The sequence below is a fragment of the Streptomyces sp. MNU89 genome (assembly GCF_020982505.1).
Taxonomy (GTDB): Bacteria; Actinomycetota; Actinomycetes; order Streptomycetales; family Streptomycetaceae; genus Streptomyces; species Streptomyces xinghaiensis.
On sequence record NZ_JAJKLL010000001.1, the window covers coordinates 2,403,664 to 2,426,681 of the forward strand.

13 protein-coding genes, 1 tRNA gene and 4 pseudogenes are annotated in these 23,018 nt (G+C 74.0%); 7 read left to right on the forward strand and 11 right to left on the reverse strand.

Annotation, left to right across the window (positions count from 1 at the left end; genetic code table 11):
• Positions 1–324 precede the first annotated feature (324 nt).
• Positions 325–1,401, forward strand: coding sequence for an AI-2E family transporter (locus E4N63_RS10155; protein ID WP_230240476.1), 1,077 nt, complete (start codon positions 325–327; stop codon positions 1,399–1,401).
• A gap of 15 nt (positions 1,402–1,416) precedes the next feature.
• On the opposite strand, the gene E4N63_RS10160 is transcribed toward E4N63_RS10155, so the two are convergent.
• The gene (locus E4N63_RS10160) at positions 1,417–1,854 is read right to left on the reverse strand and encodes a hypothetical protein (RefSeq protein WP_230240477.1); all 438 of its coding nucleotides are present in this window, start codon (positions 1,852–1,854) and stop codon (positions 1,417–1,419) included.
• A gap of 225 nt (positions 1,855–2,079) precedes the next feature.
• Between E4N63_RS10160 and E4N63_RS10165 the strand changes: the two genes are divergently transcribed.
• Positions 2,080–2,511, forward strand: a complete 432-nt coding sequence (locus E4N63_RS10165) for a PRC-barrel domain-containing protein (RefSeq protein ID WP_125624441.1) — start codon at positions 2,080–2,082, stop codon at positions 2,509–2,511.
• Between the two features lie 340 nt (positions 2,512–2,851).
• Here E4N63_RS10165 and E4N63_RS10170 read toward each other — a convergent pair.
• Positions 2,852–4,041: pseudogene (locus E4N63_RS10170) on the reverse strand (enolase C-terminal domain-like protein).
• Positions 4,042–4,475: 434 nt separating this feature from the next.
• Between E4N63_RS10170 and E4N63_RS10175 the strand changes: the two are divergent.
• On the forward strand, positions 4,476–5,552 hold the full coding sequence (locus E4N63_RS10175) for an AI-2E family transporter (RefSeq protein ID WP_230240478.1): 1,077 nt from the start codon (positions 4,476–4,478) through the stop codon (positions 5,550–5,552).
• Between the two features lie 219 nt (positions 5,553–5,771).
• A complete protein-coding gene (fdh, locus tag E4N63_RS10180; RefSeq protein ID WP_230240479.1) occupies positions 5,772–9,044 on the forward strand; it encodes a formate dehydrogenase in 3,273 nt (1,090 codons plus the stop codon).
• Between the two features lie 72 nt (positions 9,045–9,116).
• Here fdh and selD read toward each other — a convergent pair whose 3' ends face one another.
• Positions 9,117–10,142, reverse strand: a complete 1,026-nt coding sequence (gene selD, locus E4N63_RS10185) for a selenide, water dikinase SelD (protein WP_230240480.1) — start codon at positions 10,140–10,142, stop codon at positions 9,117–9,119.
• A 127-nt stretch (positions 10,143–10,269) separates the two neighbouring features.
• Between selD and E4N63_RS10190 the strand changes: the two genes are divergently transcribed.
• Positions 10,270–10,362, forward strand: a tRNA-Sec gene (locus tag E4N63_RS10190).
• Positions 10,363–10,451: 89 nt separating this feature from the next.
• Here the strand turns inward: E4N63_RS10190 and E4N63_RS10195 are convergent.
• The 7 genes and pseudogenes from E4N63_RS10195 to E4N63_RS10225 all read right to left on the reverse strand — a co-directional run.
• Positions 10,452–12,182, reverse strand: a pseudogene (locus E4N63_RS10195) (GTP-binding protein); the annotation flags it as partial.
• Between the two features lie 9 nt (positions 12,183–12,191).
• Positions 12,192–13,508, reverse strand: coding sequence for an L-seryl-tRNA(Sec) selenium transferase (gene selA, locus E4N63_RS10200; RefSeq protein ID WP_230242425.1), 1,317 nt, complete (start codon positions 13,506–13,508; stop codon positions 12,192–12,194).
• Between the two features lie 480 nt (positions 13,509–13,988).
• Entirely contained in the window at positions 13,989–14,981 is a 993-nt protein-coding gene (locus tag E4N63_RS10205; RefSeq protein ID WP_230240481.1) for an AraC family transcriptional regulator, read from the reverse strand.
• Between the two features lie 98 nt (positions 14,982–15,079).
• Positions 15,080–15,907, reverse strand: coding sequence for an NmrA family NAD(P)-binding protein (locus E4N63_RS10210; protein WP_230242426.1), 828 nt, complete (start codon positions 15,905–15,907; stop codon positions 15,080–15,082).
• A 244-nt stretch (positions 15,908–16,151) separates the two neighbouring features.
• Positions 16,152–16,541: pseudogene (locus E4N63_RS10215) on the reverse strand (LysR family transcriptional regulator); the annotation flags it as partial.
• Between the two features lie 29 nt (positions 16,542–16,570).
• Positions 16,571–17,545, reverse strand: a complete 975-nt coding sequence (locus tag E4N63_RS10220) for an oxaloacetate decarboxylase (protein ID WP_230240482.1) — start codon at positions 17,543–17,545, stop codon at positions 16,571–16,573.
• A 66-nt stretch (positions 17,546–17,611) separates the two neighbouring features.
• The gene (locus E4N63_RS10225) at positions 17,612–18,613 is read right to left on the reverse strand and encodes a DMT family transporter (protein ID WP_125624431.1); all 1,002 of its coding nucleotides are present in this window, start codon (positions 18,611–18,613) and stop codon (positions 17,612–17,614) included.
• Between the two features lie 503 nt (positions 18,614–19,116).
• On the opposite strand from E4N63_RS10225, the gene gntA reads away from it, so the two are divergent.
• Complete coding sequence (gene gntA / locus E4N63_RS10230; protein WP_230240483.1) at positions 19,117–19,929, forward strand: guanitoxin biosynthesis heme-dependent pre-guanitoxin N-hydroxylase GntA; 813 nt, start codon at positions 19,117–19,119, stop codon at positions 19,927–19,929.
• A 206-nt stretch (positions 19,930–20,135) separates the two neighbouring features.
• Positions 20,136–20,603: a hypothetical protein gene (locus E4N63_RS10235; RefSeq protein WP_230240484.1), complete on the forward strand. Its 468-nt coding sequence runs from the start codon at positions 20,136–20,138 to the stop codon at positions 20,601–20,603.
• Positions 20,604–20,736: 133 nt separating this feature from the next.
• Here the strand turns inward: E4N63_RS10235 and E4N63_RS10240 are convergent.
• Positions 20,737–22,919 (reverse strand): annotated as a pseudogene (locus tag E4N63_RS10240) (TerD family protein).
• Positions 22,920–23,018 lie beyond the last annotated feature (99 nt).

The following is a 23,018-nucleotide window of genomic DNA, read 5'->3' on the forward strand; positions in this document are numbered from 1 at the left end:
TGCGTGCGCCTGCCGTCCCCGCACGGCACGAGTCACCGGGCGTCGCCGGTCCTGCACCGGAGGTCTGCCTCGGCACTCCCGTGCGTCACACATGATCACCGTACGTCGAACATCCTGTCGCACAAGTCGAAGCGGGATCAACACAGTTGGGTTCGTGGTGGCGTGATTCAGCCCATACCGCACTGCACCGAACGCGCGGCAGCGGGACCTGACAGGCCCTCCGCCGCCCGGGCAGCGTCCGTCCGTGGGCGGCTTCCGGCTGACGTGGCGCAGCCCGTCCGGGCCGTTCGGTTGGAGCGTGCGGCCGGTGCGTACGCTGGGCGTGTGCAGTTGCTCCCCGAGCCCGTCCGCCGTCTTGCCGCCTGGTGCCTCGTTGTCCTGCTGGTCTCCGGCGTCGTCTACATCGGGATCCGGTTGAGCGTGGTGCTCCGGCCGGCCGTCATTCCCGTGCTGCTCGCTCTGCTCGGCACCGCGCTGCTTCTTCCCCTGCACCGGTGGCTCGTGCGGATGAGGGTCCACCGGTCCGTGGCCGCGGGGCTCACGTGCGCCGCCGTTCTCGGTGCGGTCGGCGGTGCCGTGTACGTCGTCACGATCGCGCTGGTCGACACCTGGGATCAGATCGTCGCCTCGCTGCGCAGGGCGGTGCGGGATCTGGCCGATCAGTTCGGTGCGTCCGGCACCTCGCTGGAGGATCTCGCCGGCAACGCCGTGGACATGCTGGGCAGGTTCGGGGGAACGGCCGCCTCCGGCGTCGTCAGCGGGGTCAGCTGGGCCGTCCAGGCGCTCGGCATGGCCGTCCTCGCGCTGCTGCTGGTCTTCTTCTTCCTGCGCGACTCCGACCGGGCCGCCGGCACCCTGCGCTCGCTCGTCCCGCGCGGCAACGCCGACGTCATCGAGGCGATGGCCCGGCGGGCCTTCGAGGGTGTCGAGGGGTTCATGCGCGGCACCACCGTGGTGGCGCTCATCGACGCCGTCTGCATCACGGCGGGCCTGCTGGTCCTGCGCGTGCCGGGGGCTCTCGGACTCGGCGCGCTCGTCTTCATCGGCGCCTACGTCCCCTATCTCGGCGCCTTCGTCTCCGGCACCGTGGCCGTGCTGGTCGCGCTCGCCGACCGGGGACTCGCCATCGCGCTGTGGGCGCTGGGGGTGGTGCTCGTGGTCCAGATGCTGGAGGGGAACATCTTCCAGCCGGTGGTCCAGAGCCGGACCGTGCGGATCCACCCCGCGGTGGTCCTGGTGGCGCTCACCGCGGGCGCGTCCGTGGCCGGGATCGTCGGCGTGCTGCTCGCTGTGCCGGTCACCGCGGCGGCGTTCGGAGTGGGCCGCGAGCTGCGCGCACGGTACGCGTCGCCTGAGGGCCCGCCCCCCGCGGGGCCCGCCACCGAGCCGTCGGCGGACTGAGCAGACCGGTGCTGCTCAGTGGCGCACGGCCATGACCGCCTCGGCGGTGGTGCGCTCGGGCAGGTCGAGATGACTCCGCGCCGTTGCCCGCACCGTGTCGCCCGGTGCCACGGACGACACGGTCACCAGGACGACGTCGGCCAGATCGCCGTTCCCGTCATGGAAGTTGACCTGGATCGCGTACGAGTCGGTCTCGTCACCGCTGTTCGCTACGGCGAGTTCCGCGACCGCGCGCCCCTCGTCGTCGATTTCGGTCCCGCGTACGTCCACGTCGCCGGTGGCCACGATCCCGTCGCGGATCTCGCGGAGTTCCTCCTTCACCTCCTCGGCCGCGGAGGCGGCGTCCGGGGGCGCGTCCTCCTCGGCGCACCCGGCCGTCAACGCCAGAACCGCGGCGGCGACCACCCCTGCCGATCGGGCCCGGCGCCCCGGCCCTTTCCTCGTTCGGGACATGCCGCTCTCCCCTTCCTGGGACTCGTGTGCGGACGTGTACGGACTGTTCCGGGCGGGGTACCCGGCTCCTGCGTTACTGCACCCGCCTTAAGGCTTCCGATACATGAGGACCAGTCAGGAAACGGGGGGGATGGGGCCCGGCGGAGGGGGGAACCCGGGGCAGAAGGCGCCCGGGCCGCCCGGTCCGGGTACGCAGGCACCCCTGTGATGTGTGAGGAGGCCCCCATGGAATCCGGCGACGTCCCCGTACTGACGAGGATCTCGGACTCCGACCAGACGATCAGCGCACCCGGCGAAGACATCCGGGGCCGGAAGGTCACCGACCGCTCGGGCAACGAACTCGGCAAGGTCGGCGACCTGCTCGTCGACGAAGAGGAGCACAAAGTCCGCTTCCTTCTCCTGGAACACGGAGGTTTCCTCGGCATCGGCGAGAAGGAGAGTTATGTACCGGTCGATGCCGTCGCCGACGTCTCGGAGGACCGGGTGCGCATCGACCGGACCCGCGAGCAGGTGGCCGGCGCACCCGAGTACGACCCGGAGCTCGTGGACCGCGACGCGTTCTATGACGATCTCTACCGGCACTACGGTTACCGCCCGTTCTGGGGACCCGGCTACGCGTACCCGCCGTTTCCCCGTCAGCCCGGGCAACTGTGGTGACCGGCACGGTCCGGGGGCGGTCCGCGCGGCACCCGCTCCGCGCGTGGCCACCGCCCGTCCGTACCGCGCACGGTGATCGGCCGGTGGTGCGGCGGGCGGCGGCGCGTGGTGCCGGCTGGGGTGGAGTGGCCGGCGGGGTCGCCGGCAGCGAGGGCTGGTGAGGCGGCACCCCTGGCAGAGGGGCCGTGGGGAGGCGCGGGTATCGGTCCCCGGCGCCCCGGTCAGCCGAGGCGCCCGGGAGTTGCCCCGGGCCGAGTTGGCCGGGATCTCGCGTCTCCTGCGGCGTGCTGCCCCGGTGATCCGGGTTTCCGCTCTCCTCGTCAACGCCGGGCCGAGCCGGTCAGGCCCGTCGGTCCGGTCGTGTGCCGTACACCCGGTAGGGCTCGGCGTCGGACCATGTGACGTCCAGGCCCAGCCCCGGGCGGCCGGGGTCGGGCCGCACGGTGCCGCCGTCGGGCTCCGGGGTGCCGTCGAACAGCAGGCGCTCCACGCGCACGTGATCGTGGAAGTACTCCAGGTGCCGCAGCCGGCGCACGGCGCAGAAGGCGTGGGCGGAGAGCGCCGGGGCGCAGTGGGCGGACAGGTCGATGTGCCGGGCCGCCGACAGGCCGCCGATCTCCAGCACGCCGGTGATGCCGCCGCAGCGGGTCACGTCGGCTTGCAGGCAGTCCACGGCCGGGGGCTCCAGGAGGTTGACGAAGTCGCGTGTGGTGAAGCGTATTCGCCCGCCGCGATCTCCAGGCGGGCGGGGCCCCGGTCGCGCAGCAGGCGCAGCCCCGCGAAGTCGGCCGAGCTGACGGGCTCCTCCAGCCACCGCACGTCCCACTCGTCGTGGAACCGGTGCGCCCAGTACAGGGCCTCCTTGCCGGTGAGCGCTCCGTTGGCGTCGGTGAGGAGCTCCGTTCCGTCGCCGACGGCCCGGCGTACGGCCGCCAGCCGCTCCGGGTCGCGTTCGGGCTCGCGGGAGGTCTTGAGCTTCACCCGGGGGATGCCCTGCTCGACCCATCCGGCGAGCTGCCCGGTGAGCCGGTCGAGCGGGTAGTTGGTGAAGCCTCCGCTGCCGTACACCGGGACCCGGTCGTGGTGCGCGGGCAGCAGATGGATCAGCGGCAGTCCCAGCAGCCGCGCCTTGAGGTCCCACAGCGCCACGTCCACGGCGGAGACCGCCATGGCTCCGACGCCGGGGCGGCCGGCGTTGCGGATCCGCGCGCCCATGCGCTGCCAGAGCGCGGGTGGCGAGGTGACGCTCTCGCCCCGCAGCACCGGGGCGAGCTTCGAGGTCACGAAGGAGGCGACGGACACGTCACCGTAGGTGTAGCCGAGGCCGGTCCGGCCGGCGGCGTGCACCCGGACCAGGATCATGGTGGTGGAGTCCCACTCCAGCGTGCCGTCCTGCTCCTTCCCGCCGGGGCCGTCGGTGGGCACCTCGAAGGCGTGCACCTCGACCGCGTCGATGCGGCTGTCCTCCAGGCCGGCTCCCCCGGCGGCTGCGGCGGCCGCGGGGCCCGCGGGGCCCGCGGGGCCCGTCATGAGGGCCGCCCCGGCAGGCGCTCGACGGCGCCGGCGGTCCTGCCGCCCGGCCCGGGCCGGGTGTGCGGCGGGGCCGGCGCGGTCGCGGGGGCGGCGGCGGGCCTCGCGCTTCCCGCCGGCCGCGCCGCATACGGCAGGCTTCCGCCGCTCGTGGAGGGGCCGTCGGCCACCCGTGTCATCACGCACTCCCTCGGTGTGTCTCTGCTTCGGCTCCCCCCGGACCCGCCCGCGGCATCTCGCCGTCTCCCGTGGGTGACCCGGCGGAGGGGCGGGTAAACGGCTGCTCCCCCGCGCCGCCCCCGTGTCTTGTGGACGGGGCCACTCCCGTGCCCACCGGGGTGCCGGTACCAGCACTCCGCCGCCCCCGCACGGGAACGCCCCGGCGGGCGGGCCGTCCACGGGCGGGCCCGCGGCCGCGAACGTACGCTGGGCGCGTGCTGCCGCTCCCCGAACCCGTTCGCCGGCTTGCCGCCTGGTGCGCCGTCATCCTGGTGGTCTCGGGGGTCGTCTACATCGGGATCCGGCTGTGCGTGATGTTCCGGGCGGCCCTCATTCCCGCGCTGCTCGCCCTGCTCGGCACGGCGCTGCTCCTTCCCCTGTTCCGCCGGCTGGTGAAGGCGGGGGTGAAACGCTCCATCGCCGCGGGGCTCACCTGCGCCGCCGTCCTCGGCGCCGTCGGCGGCACCGTGTACGCCGTCACGATCGCGCTGGTCGACACCTGGAACCAGATCGTCGCCTCGCTGCGCAAGGCCGTGCGGGATCTGGCCGACCGGTTCGGCGCGTCCGGCACCTCGCTCGAAGAACTCGGCGGTGAAGCCGTGGACACGCTCGGCAGATTCGGCGGAACGGCCGCCTCCAGCGTCGCCACCGGGGTCAGCTGGGCCTTCCAGGTCCTCGGCATGGCGGTGCTCGCGCTGCTGCTGGTCTTCTTCTTCCTGCGCGACTCCGACCGGGCCGCCGGCAGTCTGCGCTCGCTCGTCCCCCGCGGCAGCGCCGACATCGTCGAGGCGATGGCCCGGCGGGCCTTCGAAGGCGTCGAGGGCTTCATGCGGGGCACCACCGTGGTGGCGCTCATCGACGCGTCCTTCATTACCGCGGGCCTGCTGATCCTGGGGGTGCCCGCGGCCCCCGGGCTCGGGGCGATCGTCTTCATCGGCGCCTACGTTCCCTTCATCGGCGCCTTCGTCTCCGGTACCGCCGCCGTGCTGGTCGCGCTCGCCGACCGGGGGCTCGCCATCGCGCTGTGGACGCTGGGGGTGGTGCTCGTGGTGCAGCTGCTGGAGGGCAACATCCTCCAGCCGATGGTCCAGAGCCGGACCGTGCGGATCCACCCCGCGGTGGTCCTGGTGGTCCTCACCGCGGGCGGAGCCGTGGCCGGGATCGTCGGCGTGCTCCTCGCGGTACCGGCCACCGCGGCCGGGTTCGGAGTCGCCCGCGAGCTGCGCGAGCGGTACGCGCCGCCCCCGGCCCGGCGGGCGGAGCCCTCCGCCGGGCCGTCCGCGAACACGTAGGGCCGGTGCCCGGCGCACGGTCCGCCTCGCGGGGAGTCCGGGCAGCGGCGGTGCGGGGCGGGCTCCGCACCGGCGGCGGGGTACGGGATACGGCGGCGTCCGGCGGCGTCCTTCCGCCCGCCGGTGGGCCGGACGGAAGACATTCCGATCCACCGGTGTGAACGGGCGGGAACCGGGCACTGGAAGCGCAGCAGCCGGACCACGGAAGGGGCAGACATCATGGGTGTGCGCACCTGGATCGACTCCTGGCCGGTGTACCGGCAGCTCAAGGGGACGGATCCCCTGGGCCGCGGGGCCGCCGTCAAGAGCGGGACCAGCGCGCGTCTCACCTCCCGGGTCGCCTCGGCCGACCGGGTGGTGAAGTCGATCTGCCCGTACTGTGCCGTGGGCTGCGGCCAGAACGTCTACGTCGAGGACGATCGCGTCACCCAGATCGAGGGTGACCCCGACTCCCCCATCTCGCGCGGCCGGCTGTGTCCCAAGGGCGCGGCCAGCCTGCAGCTGACCACCGGCGGCGCCCGCGAGCACCAGGTCCTCCACCGGCGCCCGCACGGAACCGAGTGGGAGCGTCTGGACCTGGAAACGGCGATGGACATGATCGCCGACCGGGTGATCGAGGCGCGCCGGGCCGGGTGGCAGTGGGAGGACGGCAAGGCCCGCACCCGTCGCACGCTGGGCATCGCCAGCCTCGGCGGAGCCACACTCGACAACGAAGAGAACTATCTGATCAAGAAGCTGTTCACCGCCCTGGGGGCCGTGCAGATCGAGAACCAGGCGCGTGTTTGACACTCCTCCACCGTCCCCAGTCTGGGGACTTCGTTCGGCCGCGGCGGCGCGACCACCTTCCAGCAGGACCTGCAGAACTCGGACTGCATCGTCATCCAGGGCTCGAACATGGCCGAGTGCCATCCGGTCGGGTTCCAGTGGGTGATGGAGGCCAAGGCCCGCGGTGCGAAGGTGATCCACGTCGATCCGCGGTTCACCCGCACCAGCGCGCTGGCGGACGTGCACGTGCCGCTGCGCGCGGGCTCGGACATCGCCTTCCTCGGCGGGATCATCAACCACGTGCTGCGGACGGAGAGCTACTTCCGCGACTACGTCGTGGCCTACACCAACGGGCCGGTGATCCTGCGGGAGGACTTCCGTGACACCGAGGACCTGGACGGGGCCTTCTCCGGCCTCGACCCCGAAAGCCGCACCTACGAGAACGAGAGCTGGCAGTACGAGGGGATGACGGTCCAGGCCGCCTCGGGCAAGCGTGACCTGATGTACGAGAAGCGCGTCCAGGGCGGCAGTGGCGACAGTTCGGTGACCAGCGCGGCCCGCGGCGAGGCCCACGGGTCCGGCGGCGCGAACATCGGCGCGGGCGAACCCGAACGGGACGAGACGCTGACCGATCCGCGCTGCGTCTTCCAGGTGCTCAAGCGGCACTACGCCCGCTACACCCCCGAGATGGTCGAGCAGATCTGCGGCGTGCCGCAGGACGTCTTCCGCCAGGTGTGCGACCTGGTGACGGAGAACTCCGGACGCGAGCGGACCACCGCCTTCGCCTACGCGGTCGGCTGGACCCAGCACACGGTGGGCGTGCAGTACATCCGCGCGGCCGCCGTCCTGCAGAGCCTGCTCGGCAACATCGGCCGGCCGGGCGGCGGCATCCTCGCCCTGCGCGGGCACGCCTCCATCCAGGGGTCGACGGACATCCCCACCCTGTTCAACCTGCTGCCCGGCTACATCCCGATGCCCCACGCCCACGAGCAGCAGAACCTGGACACCTTCGTGCAGTCCGACACGGCACGCAAGGGCTACTGGGGCAACATGCGCTCCTACCTGGTCAGTCTGCTCAAGGCGTACTGGGGCGAGGCGGCCACCGAGGACAACGACTTCTGCTTCGACTACCTGCCGCGGCTGACGGGTTCGCACTCCACCTACGAGACGGTCATGGCCCAGCTGAAAGGGGTCTGCAAGGGCTACTTCCTGATGGGCGAGAACCCGGCCGTGGGCTCCGCCAACGCCAAGATGCAGCGTCTGGGCATGGCCGAGCTGGACTGGCTCGTCGTCCGGGACTTCTCCCTCATCGAGTCGGCGACCTGGTGGAAGGACGGCCCCGAGATCGAGACGGGGGAGCTGCGCACCGAGGACATCGGCACCGAGGTGTTCTTCCTGCCGGCCGCCGCGCACATCGAGAAGGACGGCACCTTCACCAACACCCAGCGCCTGCTGCAGTGGCACGACCAGGCCGTCGAACCGCCGGGCGAGGCCCGCAGCGACCTGTGGTTCACCTACCATCTCGGGCGCCTCATCCGGCAGAAGCTCGCCGCCTCCACCGACCCGATGGACCGGCCGCTGCTGGACCTGACCTGGGACTACCCCACCAAGGGGCGGCTCGCGGAGCCCGAGGCGGAGGCCGTGCTCGCCGAGATCAACGGCCACGACGCCGAGGGCGGTCCGCTGACCTCCTACGAACAGCTCAAGGACGACGGCTCCACCGCCTGCGGCTGCTGGATCTACTGCGGGGTGTACGCCGACGGCGTCAACCAGGCGGCCCGCCGCAAACCGGGCGGGGAGCAGAACTGGGTCGCGGGTGAATGGGGCTGGGCGTGGCCCGCCAACCGCCGCATCCTCTACAACCGCGCGTCGGCCGACCCGGAGGGCAGGCCGTGGAGCGAGCGCAAGACGCTGGTGTGGTGGGACGAGGAGCAGGGCAAGTGGACCGGCCACGACGTCCCGGACTTCAAGCCGGACAAGGCGCCCGACCACGAGCCGCCGTCCGGCGCGACCGGCCCGGAGGCCCTCTCCGGCACCGACGCCTTCATCATGCAGGCCGACGGCAAGGCGTGGCTGTATGTGCCGTCCGGCCTCACCGACGGCCCGCTGCCCACGCACTACGAGCCGCAGGACTCGCCGTTCCCGAACCTGCTCCACCCGCGGCATCAGCGCAACCCCGTACGGCATTTGCTGCAGCCGCACCCCGACAACCGCTACCAGCCCAGCGGTACGGAGCCCGGCTCGGAGGTGTTCCCCTGCGTCGCGACCACCTACCGGCTCACCGAGCACCACACCGCGGGTGGCATGTCCCGCCATCTGCCGTACCTGGCGGAGCTGCAACCGGAGTTCTTCTGCGAGGTGTCGCCCGAACTCGCCGCGGAACACGGTTTGGAACACACCGGGTGGGCGACGATCGTCAGCGCGCGCGGCGTGATCGAGGCGCGGGTCCTCGTCACCGACCGGATGGCTCCGCTGACCGTGCAGGGGCGGCGGCTGCACCAGGTCGGCCTGCCCTACCACTGGGGCCCGAACGGCCTCTCCACGGGAGACGCGGCCAACGAGCTGCTCCACATGTCGCTCGACCCCAACACCCACATCCAGGAGGCCAAGGCGTTCGCCGTGGACATCCGGGCGGGACGCCGCCCCCGGGGACCGGCCGCCCCGGAACTGGTACGGGAGTACCGGGCCCGGGCCGGCATCGACGAGCACACCGGCACCGGACTGTGAGGGGCCGCCGCGCGGATCACCTCGGCGCGGCGGCCCACCGCGGCGCGACGGATCACCTCAGCACAACACGGATCACCTCAGTACGACGGAGTGCGCGCCCCTGGGCACCAGTTCGCCCACGACCGGCGCGCCGGGCACCTCGCCCGCCACCAGCAGCCCGCCCGAGGTCTGGGCATCGGCCAGCAGCAGCCGGGTGGCGGTGCCGGTGGTCCCGAAGTCGGTGAACGGCGCGACCCACTCCAGATTGCGCCGGCTGCCGCCGCTGACGTAGCCGTCCCGTACGGCCTCACGCGCCCCGTCGAGGTAGGGGACGGCGGCGGTGTCGATCACGGCGGTGACGCCCGAGGCCCGTGCCAGTTTGTGCAGGTGGCCGAGGAGCCCGAAGCCGGTGACGTCGGTGGCGCAGACGGCCCCGGCCGCCAGGGCCGCGGCCGAGGCGTCCCGGTTGAGGGCCGTCATCGCGGCCACCGCCTGCTCGAACCGCTCACCGGTGGCCTTGTGCCGGTTGTTGAGGACGCCCAGCCCGAGCGGTTTGGTGAGCGACAGCGGCAGGCCGGGCCGGCCGGCGTCGTTGCGCAGCAGCCGTTCCGGGTCCGCCAGGCCGGTGACGGCCATGCCGTACTTGGGTTCCGGGTCGTCCACGCTGTGTCCGCCGCCCACATGGCAACCCGCCTCGGTGGCGATGTCCAGGCCGCCGCGGAGCACCTCGCGCGCGAGGTCGAACGGGAGCACGTCGCGCGGCCAGGCCAGGAGGTTGACGGCGACGAGGGGCCGGCCGCCCATCGCGTAGACGTCGGACAGGGCGTTGGCCGCGGCGATGCGGCCCCAGTCGTAGGGGTCGTCGACGACGGGGGTGAAGAAGTCGGCGGTGGAGACCACGGCCTGGGCCGGGGCCCCGTCCGGCGCGGGCAGGGACACGACGGCCGCGTCATCGCCGGTGGCCAGCCCGACGAGGAGCGGGGTGCCGGCCGCGGCCGGCGCCGGGACGGCCAGGCCGCCGAGGACGTCCTCCAGTTCGCCGGGCGGGATCTTGCAGGCGCAGCCTCCTCCGTGGGCGAGCTGCGTGAGCCGTACGGGGGTGTCGCTCGCGGTGGTCATGCTGGTCCTTCTGGTGGGGTGTCGGGTCCGGTGGGTCCCGGGTCCGGTGGGCGGTCGAAGTGGGCTGCCGGGCGGCGGGGTTGCGGGGACCGGTCCCGCGGGTGCTCCGGTAGCCTGTACGGGCGGTGGAGGCGTGTGGGTGCCTGGTGGCCCTCCCGGTCTTCAAAACCGAGGTGTCCGAGGATCTCGGGCAGGCGGGTTCGATTCCCGTCCGCCTCCGCTCCCCGCACCGGTCCGGCAGCGTCGGCACCGGTCGTCCACCCGTTCGGTGTGGCCACGGGCATCCAGGTACTCCAGCAGCGGCACGGCCACGCGGCGTGTCGTGCCGAGGGCCTTGCGCGCCTCGCTCAGGGTGAACGGCTGCGGCAGTTCGCGCAGGACCGCGGCGGCCCGGGCGTCCGCGCCGGGCAGCAGCAGGATGCCGTCGCCGACCCTCAGCAGCGCACCCGCCGAGACCGCGGCGGCCACCGCCTTGCGGTCCAGCCCCAGTTCGGCCAGCCGGTTTGCTTCCGGGGCCTGGAACGGTGACACCTCCAGCTCCCGGCGCACGGCATCGACGGCCGCCCGGACGGCCGGCGGCAGGGCGGGCTTCTCGCTCGCGGGCCCGTACAGCCGCCCCTGCGCGCTCCGCAGCCGCGGACGGCCCGGGGTCGCGGCCAGCGCGTCGACGAGGGCCCGGTCGGGCAGGCCGAGCAGGCGCCGGGCCGCCTCGGTGGGCAGGCCGGGATCGAGGGGGTGCCGTGCCGCGTACCGTTCCGTCTCGGCCGCCAGACGGTCCCTCAGGGCGGCCCAGTGAGCCGGTTCGGCCAGCCAGTCCCCGGCGACGGGCGGGACGGTGGCGGGCACCCCCATGGCCTCCAGTTCGGAACGGCGGACGAGCCCGCGCCGCCGCAGTTCCGCCACGGCGTCCGGGCGGCCGCTCATGCCCGCCAGCTCCGCCGCCCGGGCCTGGGCGGCCCCGCGCCGTCTCAGCTGCGGAGGCCGCACGTCCAGGACCGTCACGCCGCAGGGCGCGCGCCGCCCGCCCGGGTCGCGGAGCACGGCCCGGTCACCGACGCGCAGGGGCAGGGCCCGGGCCGGGGTGAGCCGCGCGGTGTCCGTACCGAGCGGCCGGACGGTCACCGGGACCGCGGCGGTGCCGATGTGCAGGGTGACCGTCCGCGGCAGCTCCCCGGCCGGCGTTCCGGTGATCCGCACATCGGCCGCCGTGGCGGGCAGCCAGCGGTCCGGTGTCAGCAGCACCCGGCCGCGGCCGAGCAGGCCCTTGGGCGCGCCGTGCACGTTCACCGCCACACGGGCCACGCCACCGGCCGAGGAGCGGTCCTCGCCCAGGCACTGCAGCCCGCGCACCCGGACCGGGGCGGAGCCCTCACCCGTCACCAGCCGGTCGCCGACGCGCAGGGTTCCCGCGGCCAGCGTGCCGGTGACGACCGTGCCGTGCCCCCGCACGGTGAAGGCGCGGTCCAGCCACAGCCGTACGTCCGCGCCGGCGGGCGGGTCGGGCAGCACGGCGGCCAGGCGGGCCAGTTCGGCGCGGAGTCCGTCCAGGCCGCCGCCGGTGACCGCGCTCACCGCGACGGACGGCACGGCGCCGAGGGAGGTGGCCGCCAGGCGCTCGGCGGCGTCCGCGCGCACGGGCTCGGGATCGGCCAGGTCACTGCGCGTCACGGCGAGCACGGCATGCCGCACCCCGAGCGCGTCCAGGATCTCCAGGTGCTCCTGGGACTGCGGCTGCCAGCCCTGGTCGGCGGCCACCACGAACAGCACGGCGGGCACGGGGCCGACGCCGGCCAGCATGGTGGCGACGAACCGCTCGTGACCCGGCACGTCCACGAAGGCGATGGTCTCCCCTCCGGAGCCCCCGGAGCCGTCCGGGCCCCCGGAGCCGTCCGGATCCAGCCGGGTCCACACGAATCCGAGATCCAGGGTCAGCCCCCGGCGCCGCTCCTCCTCGAAACGGTCGGGTTCCATTCCGGTCAGCGCCCGCACCAGGGCGGACTTGCCGTGGTCGACATGCCCCGCGGTGGCCAGGACCCGCATGTCCCCACCTCACCTCTCCGCCGCCGCGACCGACCGGACGGCCCCGGCCAGCCGCTCGTCGTCCTCCACGGGCACCGCCCGCAGGTCGAGCAGACACCGCCCCGCCTCCAGGCGCCCGACGACGGGAACCGCCCCGGTGCGCAGGGCGGCGGCGTACCGCTCGGGCAGGGAGAGCGCGGCGCCGGGCAGCGTCACACCGGGGGCTCCGCCGCCGCCGACCGTCCCGGTGCTCTCGACGGCCCGTACGTCCACGCCCTCGGCGCTCAGCACGGCGGCCAGCCGCTCGGCGCGGCGCAGCAGACCCGCCGGATCGGCGGTCAGCGCCATATCCGTCGGCGTGCCGGGCCCGGTCAGCGTCGCCTCCAGAGCGGCCAGGGTCAGCTTGTCCACCCGCAGGGCGCGGGCGAGCGGGTGCCGGGAGACGGTGCGGACGAGTTCCTCCCGGCCGAGGAGCAGCCCGCACTGCGGCCCGCCCAGCAGCTTGTCGCCGCTCGCGGTGACGAGTGACGCGCCCGCGCGCAACTCCGTCGCGGCGTCCGGCTCTTCGGGCAGCAGCGGATGGGGGGCGAGCAGCCCCGAGCCGATGTCGACGACGACCGGGACCCCCAGTCCCGCGATCTCGGCGGTGTCCGGGACCCGGGTGAAGCCGGTGATGCGGAAGTTGGACGGGTGCACCTTCAGGACGAACGCCGTCTCCGGGCCGACGGCGGCCGCGTAGTCGGCGGCGGTGGTGCGGTTGGTGGTCCCCACCTCGCGCAGCCGGGCCCCGGTGGAGACCAGGAGGTCCGGCAGGCGGAAGCCGTCCCCGATCTCCACCATCTCCCCCCGGCTGATCACGATGTCCCGTCCGGCGGCGAGGGCTGCGGCCACCAGGGCCAGCGCGGCGGCACCGTTGTTGACGACGTGCGCGGCCGCGGCCGAGGGCATCCTGGCCAGCAGGGCCGCCAGGGCGGTGCGGCCCCGGCGGGCCCGTACCCCGGTCTCCAGATCCAGCTCCACGTCCGTGGGCCCGGCGGCCTCCTGCACCGCCCGCCGGGCCGCCGGCGACAGCGACGCCCGCCCGAGATTGGTGTGCAGCACGACCCCGGTGGCGTTGATCACCGGCCGCAGGCCGCTCGCCGCGCGCGGGAGCAGGGCGACCGCCGTATCGGCCACCCCGTCCGGCGGTACCGCTCCGTCGCGCGCCCGCTCCTGCGCCCGGTGGACCGCCGCTTTGACCGGCGCCGTCCCGAGCCGGCCGGCCGCCTCCACCAGGCGGGGATCGCGCAGAACCGCGTCGGTGCGGGGAATCCGCCGCCGCGCGTCGGGCGCGGCCCCGCGCGGCACGTCGTCCTCCCGGCCGGCCGGGGCGGCCCGGGTGGTCCCGGGTGCGCCTTCCGGCGCCCGCGTCCTCCTCCGCGCGGATGTGACGCGCTGGTCCACGTGGTTCCTCTCCTCCGGCCCTGCTCGTCCCCTTCGTCCCCGCCCTGGGAACGCTCATCGTCTCCCAGTGCCCCCGGCCGGCCGCGGGACACGCCGTGGCCCTCCCCAGCGGGGCAGCAGCCCGCGGTGGCGGCGCGGTGGCCCGGTGTTCCCACCGAACCGGTCGGCTACCCGGAGGACGGCGTGATAAGCCGCCGTACGGTCGCGGGGTGGCGGGCCGGCACGGCGGAGCGGGAGGAACGCCGGGAGTCCGAACGAAGAGAACTCGGCGGTACACCTTCCGGGTTCACGGCCCCCGGTTGGCGTCCGGCACCCGGCGGACCAGCCGCGGCGGGGACCGCGAATCGCCCCGGTCCTCTCCCGCGCGGCAGTCCCGGCCGGGGGTCAGTGTCCGAGGACCACCGTCCGTGCCGTGGCAGCGGCGGATACGACGGTGCCCGGCCGGTTGCCGTTGCGGTACTCCTGCGGGCTGACGCCGCGTTCCCGTTTGAAGGCGGTGCTCAGGGCGAACGGGCTCGAGTAGCCCACCCGCCGGGCGATGCCGGCGAGGGAGAGGTCGGGGTCCCGGAGCAGGTCCGCGGCGAGCGTCAGCCGCCAGCCGGTCAGATACGACATGGGCGGTTCGCCGACGAGTTCGGTGAAGCGGCGGGCCAGGACCGCCCGGGAGACCCCGGCCGCGGAAGCGAGCGACGCCACCGTCCATGCCTGCCCCGGCCGTTCGTGCAGTTGCCGCAGGGCCCGCCCCACCACCGGGTCGCTCCCGGCCCGGAGCCAGAGCGGCGCGCCGCTGCCCGGCTCCGTGAGCCAGGAGCGCAGGACGCTGATGAGCAGCAGGTCCAGGAGCCGGTCGAGGACCACCTCCTGGCCGACGTCCTCCTGCTCCAGCTCGGCGGCCAGCATGCCGATGAGCGGGGACCGCGCCGCCGAGGCGGGCCGCACCAGCAGCGCCGGCAGTCCGGCGAGCAGCCTGCGCCCGACCTCGCCGGGTGCCTGGTAGGTGCCGCTGAGCATCACCGTCGATCCCGTGCGGTGGGGCTCGCCCCAGGTGCGCACCCCCAGGGCCATCGTCTCGGTGACGTCCTCCCCGTCGGTGGTGTTGCAGCGCTGGTCCGGGCCGACGGTGATGTCCGGCCGTGTCGCCGGGTCGTCGACGAGCGTGTACGGCTCGGGGCCGCGCAGTACCGCCACGTCCCCGGCCTCCAGCCGCACCGGGGCGGCGTCCTCGCGGAGCACCCACGCCGAGCCGTGCAGCATGGTGGCGAGCGACAGGGGCGCGCGGTCCTCGATGCGCAGTCCCCACGGGGGGTTGAACACCGACTTCAGAAGGAAGGCGCCGCGTGCCTGGGGGCTCTCCAGCAGGCCGCTGAGCATGTCCACGCCCCTCACCCCTCCCTGTGCCTGTGCTGTCGCGGACATCGTCTCCCACCGGCGCGGGCGGTCTGCGCATTCCCGGCGGCCGAGCGTTCCCCGGCGGCCTACGCGTCCCACACGCCGGTGGCCGCGGCCTCCTTGGCGTAGTCCGTGAAGTCCTTGGGCTCCCGCCCCAGCACCTCCCGGACACCGTGCACCGGGGCGGCGTTGCGTCCGTCGGTGATGAGGGTGAACAGGTCCGCGAATTGCTCCGGTTCGCCCGCCTCCCGCAGCGCCGCGCGGTAGTCGTCGGCACCGACCGGGACATAGGTGACCGTCCGGCCGGTGGCCGCCGACAGTTCGCGGGCCACGTCGTGGAAGCTCAGCGGCCGGGGACCGGACAGTTCGTAGGTCCTGCCGATGTGGCGGTCGTCGGTGAGGGCGGCGACGACCACGTCGGCGATGTCGCCGGCGTCCACGAACGGTTCGACGGCGTCTCCGGCGGGCAGCACCAGCTCGCCCGAGCGGACCGGGTCGAGGAAGAAGCTCTCGCTGAAGTTCTGGTTGAACCAGCCGGCCCGGACGACGGTCCAGTCGCAGCCGGACGCCTTGAGGGCGTCCTCGCCGGCGACGGCTCCCTCCTCGCCCCGGCCGGCCAGCAGCACCAGGCGGCGGACGCCCCGCGCCACGGCGAAGGCCGCCAACCGCCCGACGGCTTCGGTCGCCCCGGGAAAGGCCAGGTCCGGGTAGTACGTCACATAGGCGGCGGAGACCCCGTCCAGCGCGGCCTCCCACGTGCTCTCGTCCTCCCAGACGAAGGGGATCCCGGTGCTGCGGGATCCGGTCCGCAGGGGCCGTCCGAGGGCCCGCAGGCGCTCGGCGACGCGCCGTCCGGTCTTGCCGGTGCCGCCGATGAGGAGGATGGGTGCGGTGTTGTGCGTGTGTGTGGTCATGACGCCATTGAAGTTTCCGCGGCGCGGACGGTACATGGCGCTCAAGCTCGTCTGCATACGCGATCGTCTCGGTCGCCTCGGTCGCCTCGGTCGTCCCTGTCCCTGGGCTGCCCGGGTTTTACCCGGCGCCCCGTCGACCGCCGCACCGTCCGCGGCCGTGATGCCCAGGAGGGCGAGGAAGGCGGTCGCCGCGGGTGAGCGGCCGGCGCGGCTCCAGATGACGTATTCCACGCGGGCCGGAGCGTCGGTCGCGGGTGAGTTCGCGGGCTGCCACGCCCCGCGGCCGCTCGGTGACCGGCAGCCAGAGGAACGCCACGTCGACGGCTCCTTGTCCGACCTGCTCGACGAGGTCCTCGCTCGCGCCCACCCGCAGGCTGATACGGACGTGCGGGTATTGGCGGCGGAACTCGCGCAGGCCGCCCGGGACATCGACGGCGGCGACGGTGGGGATCAGGCCGACGGCGAGCCGTCCGCGGACCTCTCCCACCGCCGCGGCGACCTCGGCGGCCACGCGCCCGGCGGCGTCCAGACACTGGCGGGCGGCGGGCAGGAACGCGGCGCCGGCCGGTGTCAGCCGCACCCGGCGGCTGGTGCGCTCGAAGAGTCTCGCGCCGAGTTCCCGTTCCAGGAGCGCGGGCCAGGTCGTCCGGTTCGGGCTCTCCCTCACCGCGATCGTCGCGGGACAGCGCGTTCGCCGTCGCGGTGGCGCCGCACGTTCTCGGCCTCCTCCGGGGAGAGGGGCCGGGCCGGGAGCAGGGGCTGCCCGGGGACCCGTCGGGGCTGCTGTTCCGGTTCCCCGGCCGGGCCGAGCAGCGCGTTGAGTTCGGGGTAGGAGAGGGCGTCCGCGCCGAAGGTGAAGGTGCCGTGCTCCCGGATCTCCCCCGCGGCCCGGACCAGCGCTCCCAGCGCCGCCCGGGCCATGGACGATCCGACGCTGATCCGCCGCACGCCGAGCTCCCCGAGCTCGGTGACGGACAGCCGCAGCGCCCCGCCCATCAGGACGTTGACGGGCTTGCCGACGGCGGAGCACACCGCCCGCACCGCGTCGGCGTCCGGGAGGGCCGGGGCGTACAGGACGTCGGCGCCTGCCTCCTCGTACGCCCGCAGGCGGCGGATCGTGTCGTCGAGGTCGGGCCGGCCCTGGAAGAAGTTCTCCGCCCGTGCCGTCACGGTGAAGGGGAAGTCCAGTTCGCGGGCGGCGGAGACGGCGGCGGCCACGCGTTCCGCCGCCTCCCCGACCGGACGGACCGGGTCGTCCGCCCGCCCCGTCGAGTCCTCGACGGAGCCGCCCACCAGGCCGGCGGCCGCGGCCAGCCGGATGGTCTCGGCGACCTCCCCGGGTGTCCGGCCGAAGCCGCTCTCCAGGTCGGCGGTGACCGGCAGCGGGGTCGCGGCGGCGATGGAGCGGGCGTTGGCCAGGACCTCGTCCCGGCCGACGCGGTTCGCGCCGTCCGGCCGGCCGAGGGTGTAGGCGAAGCCCGCGCCCGTGGTGGCGAGGGCCGCGAAGCCCATACCGGTGAGCAGGCGCGCGGTGCCCGCGTCCCACGGGTTCGGAACGACGAAGGGCTGCGGGCCGGTGTGCAGGGCGCGGAACTCGGTGGCTTTGCGGTACTGGTCGTCAGCGGATCGGCGGCTCATGCGGGACTCTCCTGCGGTACGCGGACGGGGGGCACGGCTCGGTTCACCTCACCACCTCACCGCCCCTCAGCCCACCCCGACCTGCTCGTCCGTACCGGGAGCCGCGCCCCGGGCCTCCTTCGCCGCGGCGGGCCCGGCGACCGGCCCGGGCGGCTGCTCCGGGGCCGGCGGTGCCGTGGCCCGCCGGGACGGGAGCCGGGAGACGGCCACACCGGCCAGGCAGACGGCGCCGCCCAGCAGGGTGAGCCAGCCGGGCACCTCCTCCAGCGTGATCCAGGAGATCAGGACGACGACCGCGGGGACGGCGTAGGTGGTGGCGCCGAGCTTCCCCGCCGTCGTACGGGCCAGGGCGTAGGCCCAGGTGCTGAAGGCGAGAGCGGTGGGGAAGAGGCCGAGGTAGACCAGGTTGAGCGTCGCCGGCAGCGGGGCCTCGGGCAGGTCCGCGAGGAGTTGGCCGCCGAACGGCAGGCAGGCCAGGGCGCCGACGAAGCACCCGAAGGTGGTCACCTGCATCGGGCTCGCGTAGCGCAGCGCCGGCTTCTGCGCGACCACCCCGGCGGCGTACGTGACGGCGGCGACCAGGCAGAGCACCACACCCGCCAGGGAGGACGAGCCGTCACCGGACATCGACAGCCCGACCACCGCGGCCCCCGCGAACGATACGGCCATCCCGGCCAGCAGCAGCGGCGGGAAGCCCTCCTTGAGGAGCCGGCCGCTGAGCAGGGCTATCAGCACGGGTCCGATGTTGACCAGCATGGCGGCCGTCCCGGCGTCCACCAGCTGCTCGCCCCAGTTCAGCGCGACCATGTAGACGCCGAACCACATCACGCCGGCCCCCGCGATCCCCGGCCAGGCTCTGCGGTCGGGCAGCGTGCCCCGCTTGAGCAGGAAGACACAGCCCAGTGCCAGCGAAGCGATCAGAAGCCGCCCCAGTGCGAGCGCGCCGGGAGCGTAATGCTCGGCCGACACGCGGATGGAGACGAACGCCGACGCCCACAGCACCACGGTGACGACTACTGCGGCGAGGGCACGTCGATCGATACGGGTACCGCCGGTCGCGTGGTCCATGGGCGCACGGTACCGGGCCCCTCTGACACCTGCGCGAGGCATTTTTTCCGGCCTTCCCGCACCGTTCAACGGACCCTCGGGTTCCGGCTCACCGGGCGTTCCCCCGGATTCCCCGCCCCTCCACGGCAGCCCGCCGATCGCCCCGGCCGGACGGCGCCTCACGGCCCGGCGCCGCGCCCGAGAGACCCGCCGCTTCACTCTCCGTGTCCGCGGGCCGTGCCCCGGCGATCACGCCGAGCGAGATCCGGTCCCGCGGATCACACCTCCGGACGCCCTCCGGACAGGGGTTCCCACCGGCGGATTTCGCTGATCGGCTTCGCGCCGTCACAATGGCCGTGGCGCCTCCGCCAGCCGCGGGGGTGAGACCCGTTTCTCTCCGCCTCAGCAGGCTCTTGACCTGCGGGATCGTGCAGCTTTTCATAAGGGTGCCGGGCGGACGCCCAGGACATGAATGCCGGAATTGATCGCCCTCCGCGTGGGATGTGGCGGAAGGAGGGCGAGCCGTGAACGCTTCTGCGCGTGCAGAGGTTGAGAAGTTCCTGCTGGGTGACAGGTTCTCCTGTCTGGCCGGGCGGTCCGCCTGGCGTCAGGGCGGCATCACACACCGTCACTACGAGCGGTTCGGCGGCAGCGAGTCCGCCCGGCTGCTGGCCCTCGACCTCGCGGAGTTCGTCGGGTCCGCCGACTGGGACAGCCGCTCCTTCACGAGCTTCATCGCCACCTTCGAGGACCCCCGCGGCCTGGACGAGGCCGGGTTCGAACAGCACCTCTGGCAGCAGCTCCAGGCGCTCCACGAGTACGACGCGGAGACCCACCGCTGGGCCGACGGCTACTCCTCCGACGCCCAGTCCGGGGAGTTCGCGTTCAGCGTCGCCGGGCACCCCTTCTTCGTGATCGGACTGCACCCGAACCACGTCCGGCTCGGCCGGCGCCCGCCCTTCCCGATGCTGGCCTTCAACTCCCATGTCCAGTTCCGGCGGATCAAGGCCGCGGGGATGTGGGACCGGCTGGCCGACAAGATACGCAAGCAGGACATCAAGCTGCAGGGCGACATCAACCCCAATCTCCAGGAGTACGAGCAGCTGTCCGAGGCCCGGCGCTACTCCGGCAGCCGGAAGCCCGCCGACTGGCAGTGCCCCTTCCGGGCCCGGAGCGGCGTGGCGAACGGGGCCGGTGCCGCGGCGGACACCGGGGCGGAGACCGGACACTTCCGGGGGCCGGGCACCGCGCCCGTGGAGCACGGCCCGGCGGTCCCCCGCGTCCCGCACCAGGCGGCCCACGCCGACTCGCCGGCGGCCTCCGCGGCCATGGTCTGAGCCGCCCCGCCCCTGGTACGGAACGGCGGACGCCACGACGGCCGGGGCCCGGGTTCGGCGGGTTCCGGTTGTGCGCCCTCCGGTGCGGCGGGGGCTCGTGTGCGGCAGGCTCCGTGGGCTCCGGGCACGGCACGGCAGGTGCGGGAAGCCCCGCACCCGGCTGAAACCGGCTCTGCGGCGGGTGAGTCTGTGGTGTCCTGCTCCGCGTGGACGCCACTCTTTCGACTCTGATCGCTGTCGTCGGAACCCTGCTCGGTTCCGCCGTGACGCACGTCTTCCAGCGCACCGCCGACCGCCGCGCCCAGGACTTCGCCGCCGCGCAGCAGTTACGGGCCGAACGCATGCAGGTCTACAGCGACTTCGCCGGGGCCGTGGCCGACTTCCGGCGCGGGCAGTACGACCGGTGGCACCGCAGGGACGAGGACCCCGACGGCCCGGCCCACTTCGAGGCCCGCCTGGAGGCCCACCGGCTGCGCGGCACGGCCCTGCACGGGCTGTTCCGGGTCCAGCTCATAGCCAGCGCGGCCGCGGTGGTGGACGCGGCCCGCCACGCCTACGAGCTGACCTCCGAGATCCCCCGCGCCGGCTCCAAGGCGGAGCTGAGCGCCCAAGGCGGCCGGGCCAAGGACGCGTTGGAGGCCTTCATCACCCTGGCGTCCTCGGACGTCCGGTGAGGGAACACCCCGGTTCCGGCGGCACGGCCCCCCGCCGCCGGCCTCCGGCCCCCGCGCCCGGTGAGCGCAGGGGCACGGAGAGCACGGAGCCCCGGACCGCCCCGGGACTCCCCGCCGCACCACCGGAAGGCGGTCACCCGGCGGCGGCCCGCGCCACGGCCCCGGCCCCCGCGGCGGACTGCGAGCGGCGCCCCGGGCGGGCGGTGTCGAGGTGGGCGACGACACCGGCGTAGAAGCGGTCCACCGCGTCGTCGACGCTGCGGATGAAGCCGGACTCGGCGCTGCCGCGCGTGCTGCCCATGCCCTTGAAGAGGGACAGCCGGAAGCCAGTGATCGCGGATCCGTCCTTCGGCAGGATGTCGGCCGGCTCCGGACGCAGGCGCTCCAGGGTGCCGCGCGGCCCGGCACCCCGGCCGTCGACCAGCGTCTCGATGTGGGTGTCGGCGGGCGCTTCGGCGAGTTGACGGATCAGGCGCTTGGCCCAGGTCAGCGGGTAGCCCTGGTCCGGCGCGGGCATCTCGACGGAGGTGCGCAGTTTGCCGGTGCGCAGGTCGGCCACGATGCCCAGGACGCCCTGTGCCCCGTCGACACGGAGTTCCGCGCTCAGCCGGCCGTCCCGGCAGAAGCTGTCGGCGAGCGCCGCCCGGCGGGCGTCGGGATCGGAGCCGCGCCTGGCGCGCTGCACGGGCAGCACCTTCTGCCCCAGTTCACCGCCGAGCCGCAGGCAGACCTGCCGGACGAGCCGTTCCCAGCTCTCCACCACCTCGACGGCCCGCTGGTCGCCCTCGCAGAGCGTCTCCTCGTCGATGCCCTTGCGCACCGGTACCCAGGCCGGGCCCATGTTCTGGAAGCCGTGGCACCCGGAGTTGTCGTGCTGGAGGTAGTGCAGAAGTTCCTGGAGGAGCCAGGCGTGGGCGGCGTTGCCGACGCCCTCGTGGCGGATCAGCATCTGCGCCTGGTGCGCGACCTCCGCCCAGGAGAGATGCCACAGCGCGACCTTGTGCTTGCGGCGCTTGTCGATCTTGACGTCGACCAGCGGCCGTCCTTCCAGGGCCACGTCGTTCGAGAGCGTGATGACGGCCTCGTAGCCGCGCCGGGCGGCGATGTCCATGTAGTCCTGCACCTGCGCCGGCTTGAGCGGATTGCCGTTGGTCTTGGTCTCCACCAGGGCGGTCCACAGCTTGCCCGCACGTTCCACGCGGATGATGCCGTCCGGGCGCCTGGGCGTGTCCCCGTGCGGCAGGGAGACCTCGGCGAAGGTCTCCGTCCGGCCGGCCGGCGCCCCGAACGCGGCGGTGAGCCGGCGCCCGAACTCCGGTACCTGGGCCATCACCGAGAGCAGAACGGAGGTCGCCCTGGTTTCCCGCTCCCGGTCGCTCTTGAGTGCCGGGGCGGGGAAGAGCCGGGCCTGCCGCCAGGTGTCGTTCTCGGCGAGGGACTTCTTGGCCGTCCGGGGGATCGTCACCTTCTTCTTGGCGGTACGGGGGCGGCGGGCGGCCGGGGCGGGGCCCCTGCCGGCGTCGGGGCCGGGGCCGGGGCTTCGGCTGCGGCTTCGGCTTCGGCTTCGGCTTCGGGGACGGCCGCTGAGAGGGGACCGTGGTGGACGGACGCAGGGGCACCGCCGTTCCCGGCACGGGCGCGGGTGCCGTCGCAGCGGGCGGGGCGGGGCGGGCGCCGGGGCCGCCCCTCGGCGGGTGGCACCGCCGCCGTGCCCGGTACGGGTTCCCCCGTCTCCTCCGCCGCCCCTGGAGCATCGGGCTCCTCCTCCGGGGCCTCGTCCACGTCGATGCCGAAGTCCGTCGCCAGGCCCGCCAGCCCGGTCTCGTAGCCCTGCCCGACGGCCCGGAACTTCCACTCCCCGGCACGGCGGTACAGCTCGCCGAAGAGGAAGGCGCTCTCCACGCTCGCGTCACCGATGGAAAAGCCGAGGACGGTCTCCCCCGTCCGGTCGGCGAGCGTCATCCGCAGGTCGTCCAGGTCGCCGAAGCGGGCGCCGCCGTAGCGGCTGGCCGCCAGGACGACGCGTTCCACCTCCGGCGGCATCACGGAGAGGTCGAGGCTGATCCGGTCCTCGCTGCCGTTGGCGGTCGGGGTCTTGCCGAGCAGTTGCACGCTGCCGTCCGCCGCCACCGGGTTGTTGTAGAAGAGGAAGTCCGCGTCGCCGCGTACCTTGCCGTTGGCGTCGAGGAGGAGAACGGAGACGTCAGCGTCCCCGTCACCGTCCGTACTGCACCAGGAAAGACTCAGGACCACGGCGCCGGTGTCCTCGCTCAGAGCCGCCAGTCCCACGTTGGCTCCCTTGACCATCTCCAGCATGTCCCGCCCCCAAGTGCCCGGGCCGGCCGGACCCTCCCCGGTCCGCACGGCCGCCATGAAGCGTGATGTGTGCCACACCCGCTGTGTGCGGGAACTCTA

Bases quoted from the DNA above. Each gene is read 5' to 3' on its own strand.
- E4N63_RS10160 (WP_230240477.1), bottom strand. From the start codon at position 1,854: ATGTCCCGAACGAGGAAAGGGCCGGGGCGCCGGGCCCGATCGGCAGGG.
- E4N63_RS10165 (WP_125624441.1), top strand. From the start codon at position 2,080: ATGGAATCCGGCGACGTCCCCGTACTGACGAGGATCTCGGACTCCGAC.
- selD (WP_230240480.1), bottom strand. From the start codon at position 10,142: ATGACCACCGCGAGCGACACCCCCGTACGGCTCACGCAGCTCGCCCAC.
- E4N63_RS10210 (WP_230242426.1), bottom strand. From the start codon at position 15,907: ATGACCACACACACGCACAACACCGCACCCATCCTCCTCATCGGCGGC.
- E4N63_RS10220 (WP_230240482.1), bottom strand. From the start codon at position 17,545: ATGAGCCGCCGATCCGCTGACGACCAGTACCGCAAAGCCACCGAGTTC.
- E4N63_RS10225 (WP_125624431.1), bottom strand. From the start codon at position 18,613: ATGGACCACGCGACCGGCGGTACCCGTATCGATCGACGTGCCCTCGCC.